Origin of the sequence: Bradyrhizobium sp. WBAH42 (assembly GCF_024585265.1) — a bacterium.
Taxonomy (GTDB): domain Bacteria; phylum Pseudomonadota; class Alphaproteobacteria; order Rhizobiales; family Xanthobacteraceae; genus Bradyrhizobium.
This window is the reverse complement of sequence record NZ_CP036533.1, coordinates 469,234-484,201: the sequence shown is the minus strand read 5'-3', so window position 1 is coordinate 484,201 and position 14,968 is coordinate 469,234. Positions and strand designations below refer to the sequence as shown.

Here is a 14,968-nt window from a genome sequence, read left to right as displayed (position 1 = left end):
GATGGCCGGGGGAGCCCCGGCCATTGCGACGTTAGATACTCTTGGCGTCCGCGAAGTGACAGCGAATTCTTACTTCTTCGCCGGCGGCGCCATCTTGCTGTCTGACGGCTTGGCGTCCTTGGAGGCATCCGCCGCCGGCTGGTCCAGCCGTTCGACCTTGGCTTCGGTGCGCAGCTTGGCGACATACTCGGCCTGGGCCTTGCGGGTCACGTACTGCTCGATCTGGGCCTTGACCTGCTCGAAATCGGGCGCCTTGCGGCTGCGCTTTTCCTCGACCTTGATGATGTGCCAGCCGAACTGCGACTTCACGGGGTCGGAGATCTTGCCGGGTTCCAGCGAGAAGGCCACGGCCGAGAATTCCGGCACCATCTGCTCCTTGGTGAAGAAGCCGAGGTCGCCGCCGTCGGCGGAGCCCGGATCCTTGGACTTCTTCTTGGCGAGCTCGGCGAAATCGGCGCCCTTCTCGAGCTCGGCCTTCACCGCCTTGGCCTCGTCCTCGGTCTCGACCAGGATGTGGCGGGCGCGCACCTCCTGCTCGCCGGTGATCTGCTTGGAAGCCTCCTCATAGACCTTCTTCATGGCGTCCGGCGTGGTGGCGGCCTTGCCCTCGTTGGCGAGCAGGCTGTCCATCAGAAGCCGGTTGCGGGCGAAGGCGAGCCGCTTCTTGAACTCCTCGCTGTCGGCGATTTTCTTGTCTTCGGCAGCCTTGCTGACGATCTTCATGTCGATCAGGAACGAGAGGACGTTCTCATCCTTGGTCGCCGGGTCCATCTGGGCGAGGCTCGGCCCGAGCTCCTCCTCGGCCATGGTGACGTCGCTCTTCTTGATTTCCGCGCCGTTGACCTTCGCCAGCACCGGATCATCGGCGGCCCGGAGCGGGCCCGCAAACGCCAGGGACAGCGCCAGGGCGAGGCTGCCAGCCAGGGCGGACGCGTTGCGGAAGCGCTGGCCGGTGATTACCGGGAACGAGGCGGTCATGGAAAATCCTTATGTTGAAGCAGGGGGCTGCTCGAGCGGGGCGGACACTCGCCCAATCAGGGGGGCTTGGCAACGCGAAAAGTCTGTCAAAATGATGAATTAGCCGCAATGCGCCCGCCGTTGACAAGGCCCTGACCGGGCCATATCTCTGCCCGGTCGCGACCATGGCGATGGCGTTTATTTTGCTGCGTTTTTGGCCGTTGAACCCAGACTTGCCCAACTCCCACCCATATGGCGGATGACCCCGCAGTCCGGGCTCTGACGCCGCGAAGCGTCACGGTGAGTTGATAGGCAGGCGGGGAACAACTTCTTGGGCCCAACGCGGTTAAATCGCGAACACAGGAACTAGGCATGATCGGCGCGCTCGCCCGCAAGTTTTTCGGCTCCGCCAACGACCGGCGGGTGAAGGGATATCAGTCCCGCGTCAACGCGATCAACGCGCTGGAGCCTGAGCTCGCCAAGCTTTCCGACGAGGCGCTCAAGGCCCGCACCGCGGAATTCAAGCAGCAGCTCGCGAACGGCAAGACGCTCGACGACTTGCTGGTCCCCGCCTTCGCCACCGTGCGCGAGGCCGCCAAGCGCACGCTCGGCCAGCGCCATTTCGACGTCCAGCTGATCGGCGGCATGGTGCTGCACGAGGGCGACATCGCCGAGATGAAGACCGGCGAAGGCAAGACGCTGGTCGCAACGCTTGCGGTGTATCTGAACGCGCTCGCCGGCAAGGGCGTCCACGTCGTCACCGTCAACGACTACCTCGCCCGCCGCGACTCCGGCTGGATGGGTCAGATCTACAGCTTTCTCGGCATGACCACCGGCGTCATCGTGCACGGCCTCGACGATGCCGAGCGCAAGGCGGCCTATGCCTGCGACATCACCTACGGCACCAACAACGAATACGGCTTCGACTATCTCCGCGACAACATGAAGTACCGGCTCGAGGACATGGTCCAGCGGCCGCACTTCTTCGCCATCGTCGACGAAGTCGACTCCATCCTGATCGACGAAGCGCGCACGCCGCTGATCATCTCCGGTCCGCTCGACGATCGCTCCGACTTCTACAACACCATCGACGGCTTCCTGCCCAAGCTCGACAAGACCGACTACGAGGTCGACGAGAAGCAGCGCACGGTGACGCTGACCGAAGGCGGCATGGAGAAGATCGAGACGCTGCTGCGCGATGCCGGCCAGCTCAAGGGCGAATCGCTCTACGACGTCGAGAACGTCTCCGTCGTGCACCACATCAACCAGGCCCTGCGCGCCCACACGCTGTTCACGCGCGACAAGGACTACATCGTCCGCGACAACGAGGTCGTCATCATCGACGAATTCACCGGCCGCATGATGCCGGGCCGCCGCTATTCGGAAGGCCTGCATCAGGCGCTGGAAGCCAAGGAGCACGTCCAGGTCCAGCCCGAGAACCAGACGCTGGCCTCGATCACCTTCCAGAACTACTTCCGCATGTACGAGAAGCTGGCGGGCATGACCGGCACCGCCGCGACCGAAGCGGATGAATTGTTCGACATCTATAAGCTCGAGGTCGTGGAGATCCCGACCAATCTGTCGATCGCGCGCCTCGACGAGGACGACGAGGTCTATCGCACCCATAAGGAAAAATATCAGGCCATCCTCGCCGAGATCGAGCGGGCCAATGCGCGGCTGCAGCCGGTGCTGGTCGGTACCGCCTCGATCGAGAAGTCGGAAGTGCTGGCCGATTTCCTCAAGAAGAACGGCTATAAGCAGATCGATTTCGGCAAGGAGGGCGCGCTCGACAAGCTCTATGCCGCCGCCCGCGCCGGCAAGCCGGCCAAGCTGTTCGCGGTGCTGAACGCGCGCTTCCACGAGCAGGAAGCCTATATCGTCGCAGAGGCCGGCGTGCCCGGCGCGATCACGATCGCCACCAACATGGCCGGCCGCGGCACCGACATCAAGCTCGGCGGCTCCCTCGAGATGCGCATCCAGCAGGAAACGGCCGGCTTCACCGACGAAGCCGAGAAGGCCAAGAAGATCGAGCAGATCAAGGCCGACATCGAGCATTTCCGCGACATCGTGCTGAAGGCCGAGGAGACCGTCGAGGTCGAGCCGGCCAAGGGAAGCAAGCCCGCCAAGACCGTGAAGAAGCCCGGCGGCCTCTATATCATCGGCTCCGAGCGCCACGAATCCCGCCGCATCGACAACCAGCTGCGCGGCCGTTCCGGCCGTCAGGGCGACCCCGGCCGCTCGAAGTTCTTCCTGTCGCTGGAAGACGATCTGATGCGCATCTTCGGCTCGGATCGCCTCGACAGCATGCTGCAGCGTCTCGGCCTGCAAGAGGGCGAGGCCATCATCCATCCCTGGATCAACAAGGCGCTGGAGAAGGCGCAGCAGAAGGTCGAGGCGCGCAACTTCGACATCCGCAAGAACCTCCTCAAGTTCGACAACGTCCAGAACGACCAGCGCAAGGTGATCTTCGATCAGCGCGTCGAGCTGATGAAGGACGAGAGCGTCGCCGAGACGGTCGCCGACATGCGCCACGCCTTCATCGACGACCTCGTCGCCAAGCACGTCCCCGAGCATGCCTATGCCGAGCAGTGGGACGTCGCGGGTCTGAAGGACGAATTGAAGCGCGTGCTCGATCTCGACCTGCCGGTCGACGAATGGGCCAAGGAAGAGGGCATCGCCGACGAGGAGCTGCTCAACCGCATCGAGACCAAGGCCGACGAGCACATGGCGGCGAAGGTCGCGCAATGGGGTCCCGACGTGATGCGTTACGTCGAGAAGACCATCCTCTTGCAGACGCTCGACCATCTCTGGCGCGAGCACCTGATCATGCTCGACCATCTGCGCCAGGTCATCGGCCTGCGCGGTTACGGCCAGCGCGATCCCTTGCAGGAGTACAAGACCGAAGCCTTCAATCTCTTCCAGGAGATGAGCGCTCATTTGCGCGAGGCGGTCACGGCGCAGCTGATGCGTGTCGAGATCGTCCCGCCGGAGCAGGAAGCCCCGGTGCTGCCGCCGATGGAGGCGCACAAGTTCGATCCGAACACCGGCGAAGACGAGATGGCCCTCGCCAGCGTCACCCTCGGCACCCAGGCTACCGACGCTGCGCTGCGCGATCCGAAGAACCCGACGAGCTGGGGCAAGGTCGGCCGCAACGAGGACTGCCCGTGCGGTTCCGGCAAGAAGTACAAGCACTGCCACGGGCGGTATGCGTAGTGATTAGGTGATGCTGTCATGCCCCGCGAAGGCGGGGCATCAAGTACGCCCCAGCCTTTCGGCTCAATCACAATCGTCTCTGGAATACTGGATCGCCCGCCTCCGCGGGCGATGACAGTTGAGGGTGTAGCTCGCGCTCAATTCGAGCTATCGATCAAGCTCTCCAGCAGCCGCTTCAATTCGCTCGTCGATTTGTCGCCGTAGCTCTCCAGGATGTGCTCCTCCTGGTCGACCGCGAGCGAGTTGAGCTTCTTGCACAGCACCTTGCCGCGGTCGGAGATGAACATCAGCACCTTGCGGCGGTCGTTCGGGTCCTGCACGCGATAGACCAGCGTGTCGGAGACCATGCGGTCGATCATCTTGGTCAGCGTCGGATGGTTGAGCAGCACGGCGTCCGCAAGCTCGCCCATCGAATGGCCCTCGCCATCCGACAGCACTTTCAGGATGCGCCACTGCTCGACCGGCACGCCTTCCTTGCTCAACCGCAATTCGAGCTGCCGGTTGATCTCCCGGTTGGCTTGCGCGAGCAGGTAGGCGAGATGTTCGGTGATCGGGGAGTTTTCTTTCGACGGTTTTGCCACGGCTAAGACTTCGTCTTGACCCAAATGAGTGAATGTCTTGCAAACAATGCTGCATCTATATGCACTTCAATTCTTGAATATTCAATATTTTCAAAATAGGATCATTGCCCAACAAAAGGGCGGAAGCCGCGGCCGCCTGCTCAATGTGCTTTCAAGTCTGGTCTCAGACAGGAGTTGGCGTGCACGCGACGGTAAACTTCCCGGCTCACGGCGGTCCGGCGTTGCCGCCGTCCTTGCTGTTCAGGAATTTGTCGTCATCGGCGGCGGATTTCGACCTGTCTCCGGTCGATGCGCATTTCATGAGGCGGCGCGGCGCGCGCAGCAAGCTGCGCATCGGCAATTTCCTCACCTTCACCGGCTCGCCCGGAATCTGGGGCCCGACCTCAACCAACAGCGCGATGCTCGCGGTTGCCGAGATCAACAAGCGCGGCGGCATTCTCGGCCGCGAGCTCGAACTGTCGATCTACGATTCCGGCGGACCGATCGAGGAGGTGGTGCGCCGTGCCGAGCAGGCGATTGCACTCGACGAGGTCGACCTCATCATGGGCTCGCATATCAGCGCGGTCCGCGTCGCACTGCGCAAGGTCACCGGCAACCGCATCCCCTACATCTACACGCCCGTCTATGAAGGCGGCGAGCGCACGCCGGGCGTCATGGCGATCGGTGAGACGCCGCGCTGGCAGAGCCGGCCGGCGATCCATTGGCTCGCGGACGTCAAGAAGGCGGCACGCTGGTACCTGATCGGCAGCGACTACGTCTGGCCCTGGCAATCGCATCGCGCGGTCAAGCGCTACATCAAGGAGGCGGGCGGCCAGGTCGTCGGCGAGGAGTTCGTACCCGTAGGCGAGGACAATCACGAGCCGCATCTGGCGCGGATCCGTGCCGCCAAGCCGGATGTGGTGCTGATCTCGCTGATCGGCACCGACAGCATCACCTTCAACCGCGCCTTCGCCGAAGCGGGCCTTGCCACCTCGACGCTGCGGCTTGCAGGTGCGATGGACGAGACCGTGCTGCTCGGCATCGGTGCCGACAACACCGAGAATCTGTTCTGCGCCTCCGGCTATTTCAACGGCCTGGTCTCGCGCGCCAATGACGAGTTCCTCGGTGCCTATTATTCCATGTTCGGTGCCAACGCGCCGCCGGTCGGCTCCGTCGGTCAGTCGAACTATGAGGGGCTGCGCTTCCTGGAATCCGTCGCCAACCGCGCCGGATCATTGGCCTTTCGTCCGCTGCTGAAGGCCGCGCGGAACACCGTCTACTCGGCGGGTCGCGGTCCCGTAACGCTTCGCGACGGACGCGCCGAGATGCCGATGTACCTCGCTGAAGCCGACGGTCTCGACTTCAAGATCATCAAGACGCTCTGAGCGACGGCTGCCGATAGGCCGCAGCGCTTTCGCGAAATAATACTTGAAAAGGAAAATATTTCCGTCTCTAGTAACCACGTGAAGCCGGTTGACCCGCACCCCCAAGGCGCGGGCGAGAGGCTTCCATCAGTGCCAGGGATCAAGAAGCCTTCAAGGAGAGCGCCGTGACAGTTGCCCTTCCCACGCCAGCCCAACTTCGCAGTGTCGCCGAGCAGTGCGGCCTTTCGCTCACCGATGATGACGTCGCCTCGTTCCGCGGTCTCATGCAGGGCTCGATCGAAGCCTACAATCTCGTTGCCGCGATGCCGGACGAATTGCCCGAGGTGAAATATCCGCGCACGCCGGGCTATCGGCCCTCGGCCGAAGAGAACCCGCGCAATGCCTGGTATCGCAAGTCGACCGTGAAGGGCGCCGCCAGCGGCAAGCTCAAGGGCAAGACCGTTGCACTGAAGGACAACATCATGCTGGCCGGCGTGCCCATGACCAACGGCTCGTCGACGCTGGAAGGCTATGTGCCCGATTTCGACGCCACCATCGTCACGCGCATGCTGGATGCCGGCGCCGAGATCAAGGGTAAGGTGCATTGCGAGCATTTCTGCCTGTCCGGCGGCAGCCACACCGGCTCCTACGGGCCGGTGCATAATCCGCACAAGATGGGCTACTCGGCCGGCGGCTCGTCGTCGGGATCGGGCGTCGTGGTCGCGCTCGGCGAGGTCGACATGGCGATCGGCGGCGATCAGGGCGGCTCGATCCGCATGCCGTCCTCGTTCTGCGGCATCTACGGCATGAAGCCGACCTGGGGCCTCGTCCCCTATACCGGGATCATGCCGATCGAGATCTATGTCGATCATACCGGGCCGATGACGGCGACGGTCGCCGACAATGCGCTGCTGCTCGAGGTGCTCGCCGGCGATGACGGCTACGATCCCAGGATCAAGGCCCCGAAGGTCGAGGAATACACCAAGGCGCTCGGCCAGGGCGTCAAGGGCATGAAGATCGGCATCCTCAAGGAGGGTTTCGAGCAGCCGACCGCCGAGTCTGCGGTGAACGAAAGCGTGCGCGAGGCCGCAAAGCGCTTCAAGGATCTGGGCGCCACTGTCGAGACCGTCTCGATTCCGATGCACCTCATGGGCGGAGCGATCTGGACTCCGATCGGCACCGAAGGCCTGACCCAGACCATGATGTTCGGCGATGGCTATGGCCTCAGCCGCGGCGATCTCTATTCGACCTCGCTGATGGATTTCCATCGCGGCTGGCGCCGGCAGGCCGACTCGCTGTCCGAGACCACGAAACTGTTCATGATGCTCGGCACCTACATCAACAACAATTTCGGTCCACGCTTCTACGGCAAGGCGCTCAACATCTCGCGCCGGCTGACGGCGGCCTACGACAAGGCCTTTGCGGATTACGATCTGCTCTTGCTACCGACCACGCCGATGAAGGCGACCAAGCTGCCGGAGCCCAATGCCAGCCGCGAGGACTACGTCGCTCGTGCGCTCGAGATGATCTCGAACACCGCGCCGTTCGACATCACCCATCATCCCGCGATGTCGCTGCCCTGCGGCATGGTCGACGGCCTGCCGGTCGGCCTGATGCTGGTCGGCCGCATGTTCGAGGAATCCACCATCTACCGCGCCGCCCATGCCTTCGAGCAGATCGACGACTGGAAGAAGATGTGAACGAGGGACTAGTCCAGACGAACGGAACACCACCACATGGCTAACGCGTTCGTCGCAGCGTTCGAAATCCTGAGCTTCGGTGCGATCATCGTCCTGATCGTGCTGGGGCTCGGGATCATCGCCAGCATGATGGGCATCTTCAACTTCGCGCAGGGCGAGTTCGTCCTGCTCGGGGCGTACATCACCTATCTCGCTTATGCCAAGGGCCTGCCGATCTGGGCGGGCATGGTGGCAGCGCCCTTCGTGGTCGGCGCTCTCGGCTTCGTGCTGGAAGCGCTGATCATCCGGCGATTCTACGCCGCACCGATCGTTGCCATGCTCGGCACCTATGCGCTCGGCCTGATCATCCGCGAGATCGTTCGCGGGCTGATCGGCGGCTTCTATCTCACCGTGCCGGAGCCGATCGGCGGCTCGATCGACGTCGGCGCCATGCACATCTCGGCCTGGCGCTTCACCATCATCGTCATCACGCTGCTGGTGATGGGCCTCTGCTATCTGCTGCTGTCGCGCACCAGCTTCGGCCTGCGCGTGCGGGCGACGCTGGAGAACCCGTCGCTGGCGCGCGCGTCGGGCATTTCAACGCCGCTGATCTACGGCGCCACCTTTGCCTTCGGAGCAGCGCTCGCCGGCCTGGCCGGTGCGCTGATCGTGCCGGTGTTCAGCCTGTTTGCCGATCTCGGCCTGCGCTTCCTGATCCAGGGCTTTGTCGCGGTCATGGTCGGCGGCGTCGGCTCCTTCATCGGCCCGGTCGCGGGCGCCGGCGTCATCGGCACGCTGAGCGCGGCGCTGCCCTGGGTGATGGCGCCCGTCGTCGCCGACGTGCTCGTCTTCGTCCTTGCCATCGTCTTCATCAAATTCCGTCCGCAAGGTCTCATCGCTGGAAAAGGGGTTTAGTCATGTTCGATCGTACGCAGCTTTCGCGCCGCCGCTTTCTCTCCAATTTCGCCTTTGCATCGGGCGCGGTCGCAACCGGCGTCGGCAGCTGGGTGATCCCGGCGCCCTGGGCCAATGCGGCGGAGGCGCCGATCAAGGTCGGCATCGCCACCGACCTCACCGGACCCATTGCCTATGCCGGCAATGCCGATGCCAACGTCGCGAAAATGGTGATCAAGGAGATCAACGGAGCCGGCGGCCTGCTCGGCCGCCCGCTCGAGCTCTACATCGAGGACACCGCGTCCAACGAATCCGTCGCCGTCGGCAACGTCCGCAAGCTGATCCAGCGCGACAAGGTCGACATGGTACTGGGCGGCATCACCTCGTCGATGCGCAACGCGATCAAGGACCCGATCGTGGCGCGCGGCAAGACGCTCTACATCTATCCGCAGCTCTACGAGGGCAAGGAGTGCACGCCCTACCTGTTCTGCACCGGCCCGACGCCGGCGCAGCAATGCGACGAGTTCATCCCCTGGCTGATCAAGAACGGCGGCAAGAAGTTCGCGCTGCCGAGCGCCAACTACGTCTGGCCGCATACCCTCAATGTCTACGCCCGCAAGGTGATCGAGGCGAGCGGCGGTGAGGTCGTGTTCGAGGAATATTACCCGCTCGACCAGGTCGACTTCTCCGCGACCGTCAACCGCATCATCTCCAACAAGGTCGACGTCGTCTTCAACACCGTCATCCCGCCCGGCGTCGGCCCGTTCTTCAAGCAGCTCTATGAAGCCGGCTTCCTCAAGAACGGCGGACGTCTCGCCTGCGTCTACTATGACGAGAACACGCTCAACATCAACCAGGCTGCCGAAATCGAGGGCCTCGCCAGCTGCCTCGATTATTTCAAGGTGCTGACCAAGGAGAACCCGTTCGACGCCAAGATCCAGGCGGCCTATGAGAAGGACTTCCCGGGCAACTTCCTGTTCGCCGCTGGCAGTGCCGCCACCGGCACCTATCGCGGCCTCAAGCTGTGGGAAGCCGCCGTCAAGGAAGCCGGCAAGATCGACCGCGAGTCCGTGGCCGCCGCGCTCGACCATGCCAAGATCGCCGAAGGTCCCGGCGGACCCGCCGAAATGGTGCCGGGCAAGCGGCACTGCAAGATGAAGATGTACACCGCGGTCGCCAAGAGCGGCAATTACGAGATCGTCGGGCGCAGCAACGGTCTCGTCGATCCCAAGGAATGCTGAATCTTCACCTCTCCCGGAGGGAGAGGTCGGATCGCATCGCAAGATGCGATCCGGGTGAGGGGATCTGGTCTCACTGGCTGCCGCGGCCCCTCACCCGGATTGCTGCGCAATCCGACCTCTCCCCGCTGGGGAGAGGTAAACCCGCCGTCATTAACGTGGCTGACTCTCACGATGTTTAACTCGGAATGCTGAAGCCGATGAGTGTGGTAAGAGAGGCCATCGTCGCCGACGCGGACGACGAAGCGGATGGTGCGATGGCTGAAGGCGCAGCGGCGGAACAGGCCAATGACCGCGTCGCGGCAGGACGAAAAATCCTGCCCATCGTCGAGGGCCTTGTGCTCGTCGCGGCGCTGTTCGCGCCCCTGGTGCTGCAGGACTATCTCACGGTATTCGCGACGCGCGTGGTCATCCTCGCGCTGTTCGCGCTGTCGTTCGACCTGGTCTGGGGCTATGCCGGCATCATGAGCTTCGGCCAGGCCCTGTTCTTCGGCTCGGCCGGCTACGGCGTCGCCCTGCTCGCGCGCGACCTCGGCATCACCAACATCTTCCTGGTGCTGCCGGCGGGCACGCTGATCGGCCTGACCTTCGCGCTGCTGCTCGGCGGCTTCCTGCTGCTGGGACGGCACCCCTCCAGCGTGATCTTCGTCTCGCTGGGCACGCTGACCGGCTCCTACGCCGCCGATCGTCTGGCGCGCGGCTGGTATTATCTCGGCGGCCAGAACGGCATCCCCTCGATCGCGCCGATGTCGCTTGGGTCTTACGACTTCACGGAAGGACCGGCCTTCTATTATCTCGTGCTCGGCATCCTCGTCGTCGTCTATCTGCTCTGCCGCTTCCTGGTGCGCTCGCAGTTCGGTCTGGCGCTCGCGGGGCTCCGCGAAAACGAGCAGCGCATCGCCTTCTTCGGCTACAAGGCGCAGCACCTGAAAGCGATCATCTTCACCATCGGCGGGGCCGTCGCCGGTCTCGCCGGCAGCCTCTATGCCTTCCACGAAGGTTTCGTCTGGCCCAACATGGTCGGCGTCGTGGTTTCGACCCAGGTCGTGCTCTACGTCCTGTTCGGCGGCTCCGGCACGCTGATCGGCGCCGTCATCGGCACCGTGATCGTCGAGGGCGTCAGCTTCTGGCTCTCGGACAATTACCGCGACATCTGGCCGATCATCCTCGGCTTGCTGCTCCTGCTCGTGATCCTGTTCCGGCCGCTCGGCCTGATCAGTTTTGTCCTTGGCGAGCGCGAACGGGTCGGCAGCTTCGGCTCCCGGATCAAGGAGAAGCACAATGCTCCTTGAAGCCGCCGGCATCAAGAAGGTCTTCGGCAAGCTCACCGCGCTCGACGGCGCAGCCCTCAGCGTCGGCGAGAACGAGTTCCACGGCCTGATCGGCCCGAACGGCTCGGGCAAGAGCACATTGATGAAGTGCATCGCCGGCGCCGAGGTGCCGACGCAAGGCAAGGTGAGCTTCGTCAACACCGATATCACCGCGTTCACGCCGACCGAGCGCGCCCGCGCCGGCATGAGCCTGAAATTCCAGATCACATCCGTGCTGCCGTCGTTGACGCTCTACGACAACATCCTGCTCGCGCTGCAGGCGCAGTGCTCGCTGTTCGACCTCGTGTTCTCGCGCACACGCGGCGCGTTGCACGATCAGGTCATGACCATGCTCAGGCAGTTCCGTCTCGCCGACCGCGCCTTCGATGCGGCCGCCGCGCTGTCGCACGGTCAGCAGCAATGGCTGGAGATCGCGATGGCGCTCGCCGGCAAGCCGAAGCTGCTGCTGCTCGACGAGCCCACCGGCGGCATGAGCCTGGAGGAGCGTCGCGTCACCGGAGAATTGCTGCAACCGATCAAAAAGCATTGCTCGCTCGTCATCGTCGAGCACGACCTCGATTTCATCCGCGACATCTGCGACCGCCTCACCGTGCTCGACCAGGGCAAGGTGCTGGCAACAGGCTCGGTGTCCGAGATCCAGGCCAACACATCCGTCCAGGAGATCTATCTGCGCCGTGCCTGAATTTTTGGACATCAAGCATCTCGACGCCGGCTATGGCCGCAGTCAGGTCCTGTTCGACGTCAGCCTCGGCATCCCCTGGCGCGGCGGCGTTGCCGTGCTCGGACGCAACGGCGCCGGCAAGACCACGCTGATGAAGACCATCGTCGGCGAGCTGCCGGCATGGAAGGGCGAGGTCGCATTCGATGGCCGCGACATCAGTCGCCGCGCCACCCAGGAGCGCGTCCGCGCCGGCATCGGCTATGTGCCGCAGGAGCATTCGGTGTTCGCGCGCCTGTCGGTGCGCGACAATCTCGCGGTCGGCTCGCTCGCGAGCAAGGACGCATCGGCAATCGACCGCGTGCTGGCCATCTTCCCGAAGCTCGGCCAGCGCCTCGACCAGCCCGCCGGCACGCTCTCCGGCGGCGAGCGCAAGATGCTCGCGATCGGGCGCGCCATGCTGGGCGATCCCAAGCTGCTGCTGCTGGACGAGCCCACCGAAGGCGTCTGGATCGGCGTCATCGAGGAGATCACCGAGCGCCTGATCGAGCTCGCCAAGACCATCGCCGTCATCATCGTCGAGCAGCACCTCGATCTCGCTTTGCGCGTCGCCGACTACGCCTATGTGCTCGACCGCGGCCGCGTCGCGCTGCAGGGCGAGGCGGGGGAGGTGAGGGGCAATCCGGAGCTGATGCGCTATCTGGCGCCGTAGGGAGGCGCGTGAAGCGCTCTCACATCGACCTCGCCTGTCATGCTCCGCGAAAGCGGGGCATCCAGTACGCCGCGGCCTCTCGATCGATAACGACGGCCTCTGGAATACTGGATTCCCCGCTTTCGCGGGGAATGACAGCGGAGCTGGTGGCGGCGTCGAATCCCCGATTCAATTGTCAAACAGCCGAACGTGACATCGCGATCCCGCAGCGCTTCCGCGCCCGGGTTTTGCTTCGCTTCTGACGCCCTTCGAGTCGGAAGGGCGCAGGGAAGGCCGGGTACCGGCTGGCACCCACGAGCCCCTGTGCATGATGCGTAGAGTAGATGCTCACAGGGGAGACACAGGTGCAGCCCGATAACCGGCCTTCCCTGCGCAGTGGTTTGACGGCTTATGTCGCGCTCTCCCCGGGGAGCGTTGCACTTTTGCCCCCGTCGCCTCGCCAGATCGCTGATGTGGGCAACCCGGTCGGGCACCCACACCACCGCGGAGACTTGACGCCAGCCTGCGGGCGCCAGGACCACACGATTTTGCCGTACGCTGGCCCTGCTTCGCCTTTCGGCCTCGCAAGGGCACGGCAGCGCCGTCGTACCACGCCCGCTGATCGCTCACGGGGACTACCCGCCCTGCGACCGCATCTGGCGCCAACGCCGCCCGCGTCCACCGCAACCCACCCCACGAACCGTGACGATCGCGACCCGCCCCTTCCGGAGGGATGAGATGGGCGGGAGGATAGGGTGTTTCGGGGGTTCGGGTAAAGCGAAATTTTGTTTGTCCGAAGTAGCGTGCTTTACTTCACCGCAGAGAACCGGCTGTCGAACGAGTTCGACTGCACCACCGGCGCGGCGCCGGCCATCATCGGGGCATTGTCACCCGCGCCGTCCGAGACCGACGGCTTCAGCGCCGGGCGTGTCGCGGCGAGGCGGGTGTCGGGCTTCGGCGGCTCGACAGGCTTGGCCGCCGCAACGGCCGGCTTCGGCGTGTCCTTCGCCGCGTCCTTTACTGAATCCTTGGACTTGTCCTGCCCCGGCACGAAGCGAGTTACGGCGGCCTTGAGTCTCGAGGCGGCCGTGGCCGGCGTCGTGGAGGTCTGGGCGGCCGGGGCCACGGACGCGGTGGCTTGCGGCGTCGGCGTGGTGGTCGCGGTGGTATCGGTGGTGCCGAGCCCCATCTTGCGGCCGAGATTGGAGAAGAAGCCGCCGGACTTTTCGGCAGGTTGGGCCGCGGCGACGCGGGTGCCGGTCGCGGGCGTGCTGACGGCGACGACAGGCTCTTCCTTCGGTGCGGGCGCGGACGCGACGGCGTCGAGGTTCGGCTTGGGCGGATTGACGTGGCCGGGGATGGTGCCGGGCGCCTTCGCCATGGCGAGCATCTGCAGCGTGGTGCCTTCGGCGCCCTCGGACAGGCCGGTCGAGCCTTCCGGAATCTTGGCGGCGAAGATCTTGTTCATGCCGCCATCGATGCCGGTGTTCATCCGCGCCACCGGCGTGCCCTTGGCGACGAGCTTTGCGTATTCGGCTTCGTCCTTGGCCTGCTTCTCGCGCACGGCGCTGGCGACGTCCTCGGGGATCACATAGGCCGGGCATTTTGCGGAAGCGTCGAACACCGGATCGCGCTTGGCATCGGCCGGTTTCGCCGCGTCGAAGACGTACTTCTTCTCGCAGAAATCGACCTTCGGCTCCTGCCGCGTCACCTCGAAATGATCATAGCCTTCCTTGATCATCTTCCAGAACGCCATGTTCGGATTGTTCCGGTGCTTGGCCATGTTCACCGGCGTCATCTTGAACGGATAGGCCTGCAGCTGGAACGCCTTCTGGCCGCCGAAGAAGGATTCGCGCCCCAGCGAATAGATCTCCGCGATCTGCTCATCCGTCATCGCGTAGCAGCCGCGCGAAGAGCAGTCGCCGTGCACCATCAGCTGCGAGCCGGTGCGGCCCAGCGCCTTGTCGAACGCGTTCGGATAGCCGGTGTTGAACGAGAGGTAATAGGCCGATTGCGGATTCATCTGGCCCGGGTTGATCGAGTAGAATCCTTCCGGCGCTTGACGGTCGCCCTCGCGCACCTTGGGGCCGAGATCGCCCGACCAGCGGCAGATCGGATAGGTCTTGAGCAGCGCGAACTGGCCGTTGCGGGTCTGCTTCCAGACCTCGAGCTCCGCCTCCTGCTTGAACAGGCGGACCAGGATCGGCGATTGCAGGTCCATGTTCTTCTCGGCCATCGCGGCGATCAGCTTCGGCGGCACGGGCTGATTGGCCTTGGCATTGGTTGCGAGCGAGACCTGATCGGTGTCGCAGCCGGACAGCAGAACGCCGGCCGTCATCAGCGCAACCGAAGCCAAGAGCGCGCGAGCAAGCGAACGAGAAAT

11 protein-coding genes are annotated in these 14,968 nt (G+C 64.1%); 8 read left to right on the top strand and 3 right to left on the bottom strand.

Annotated elements, in window-relative coordinates; all coding sequences use genetic code 11:
* Nucleotides 1-69: 69 nt before the first annotated feature.
* On the bottom strand, nt 70-978 hold the full coding sequence (locus DCG74_RS02345) for a peptidylprolyl isomerase (protein ID WP_172786528.1): 909 nt from the start codon (nt 976-978) through the stop codon (nt 70-72).
* A 351-nt stretch (nt 979-1,329) separates the two neighbouring features.
* On the opposite strand from DCG74_RS02345, the gene secA reads away from it, so the two are divergent.
* Nucleotides 1,330-4,170 carry a preprotein translocase subunit SecA gene (secA, locus tag DCG74_RS02340; RefSeq protein WP_172786529.1) on the top strand — a complete coding sequence of 947 codons (2,841 nt, stop codon included), beginning with the start codon at nt 1,330-1,332 and terminating at the stop codon, nt 4,168-4,170.
* A 137-nt stretch (nt 4,171-4,307) separates the two neighbouring features.
* Here the strand turns inward: secA and DCG74_RS02335 are convergent, their stop codons facing one another.
* On the bottom strand, nt 4,308-4,751 hold the full coding sequence (locus DCG74_RS02335) for a MarR family winged helix-turn-helix transcriptional regulator (protein WP_172786530.1): 444 nt from the start codon (nt 4,749-4,751) through the stop codon (nt 4,308-4,310).
* A gap of 179 nt (nt 4,752-4,930) precedes the next feature.
* On the opposite strand from DCG74_RS02335, the gene DCG74_RS02330 reads away from it, so the two are divergent.
* The 7 genes from DCG74_RS02330 (at nt 4,931) to DCG74_RS02300 (ending at nt 12,606) form a co-directional block, all read left to right on the top strand.
* Nucleotides 4,931-6,115, top strand: a complete 1,185-nt coding sequence (locus DCG74_RS02330; RefSeq protein ID WP_172786531.1) for a substrate-binding domain-containing protein — start codon at nt 4,931-4,933, stop codon at nt 6,113-6,115.
* 164 nt (nt 6,116-6,279) lie between these two features.
* Nucleotides 6,280-7,794 (top strand): amidase, encoded by a 1,515-nt coding sequence (locus DCG74_RS02325; protein ID WP_172786532.1) that lies wholly within the window; start codon nt 6,280-6,282, stop codon nt 7,792-7,794.
* 36 nt (nt 7,795-7,830) lie between these two features.
* Complete coding sequence (locus DCG74_RS02320; RefSeq protein WP_172786533.1) at nt 7,831-8,688, top strand: branched-chain amino acid ABC transporter permease; 858 nt, start codon at nt 7,831-7,833, stop codon at nt 8,686-8,688.
* 2 nt (nt 8,689-8,690) lie between these two features.
* Complete coding sequence (locus tag DCG74_RS02315; RefSeq protein WP_172786534.1) at nt 8,691-9,908, top strand: substrate-binding protein; 1,218 nt, start codon at nt 8,691-8,693, stop codon at nt 9,906-9,908.
* Between the two features lie 185 nt (nt 9,909-10,093).
* Nucleotides 10,094-11,197, top strand: coding sequence for a branched-chain amino acid ABC transporter permease (locus tag DCG74_RS02310; RefSeq protein ID WP_172786535.1), 1,104 nt, complete (start codon nt 10,094-10,096; stop codon nt 11,195-11,197).
* On the top strand, nt 11,187-11,918 hold the full coding sequence (locus tag DCG74_RS02305; RefSeq protein WP_172786536.1) for an ABC transporter ATP-binding protein: 732 nt from the start codon (nt 11,187-11,189) through the stop codon (nt 11,916-11,918). Before DCG74_RS02310 ends, DCG74_RS02305 begins: the two co-directional genes overlap by 11 nt.
* A complete protein-coding gene (locus DCG74_RS02300) occupies nt 11,911-12,606 on the top strand; it encodes an ABC transporter ATP-binding protein (protein ID WP_025032669.1) in 696 nt (231 codons plus the stop codon). The genes DCG74_RS02305 and DCG74_RS02300 overlap by 8 nt, the downstream gene beginning before the upstream one ends.
* Before the next feature lie 787 nt (nt 12,607-13,393).
* Here the strand turns inward: DCG74_RS02300 and DCG74_RS02295 are convergent.
* Nucleotides 13,394-14,923: a murein L,D-transpeptidase family protein gene (locus tag DCG74_RS02295; RefSeq protein ID WP_210268346.1), complete on the bottom strand. Its 1,530-nt coding sequence runs from the start codon at nt 14,921-14,923 to the stop codon at nt 13,394-13,396.
* Nucleotides 14,924-14,968: the final 45 nt, after the last annotated feature.

Bases quoted from the DNA above. Each gene is read 5' to 3' on its own strand.
- DCG74_RS02345 (WP_172786528.1), bottom strand. From the start codon at position 978: ATGACCGCCTCGTTCCCGGTAATCACCGGCCAGCGCTTCCGCAACGCG.
- DCG74_RS02295 (WP_210268346.1), bottom strand. From the start codon at position 14,923: ATGACGGCCGGCGTTCTGCTGTCCGGCTGCGACACCGATCAGGTCTCG.
- secA (WP_172786529.1), top strand. From the start codon at position 1,330: ATGATCGGCGCGCTCGCCCGCAAGTTTTTCGGCTCCGCCAACGACCGG.
- DCG74_RS02305 (WP_172786536.1), top strand. From the start codon at position 11,187: ATGCTCCTTGAAGCCGCCGGCATCAAGAAGGTCTTCGGCAAGCTCACC.
- DCG74_RS02315 (WP_172786534.1), top strand. From the start codon at position 8,691: ATGTTCGATCGTACGCAGCTTTCGCGCCGCCGCTTTCTCTCCAATTTC.
- DCG74_RS02320 (WP_172786533.1), top strand. From the start codon at position 7,831: ATGGCTAACGCGTTCGTCGCAGCGTTCGAAATCCTGAGCTTCGGTGCG.
- DCG74_RS02310 (WP_172786535.1), top strand. From the start codon at position 10,094: ATGCTGAAGCCGATGAGTGTGGTAAGAGAGGCCATCGTCGCCGACGCG.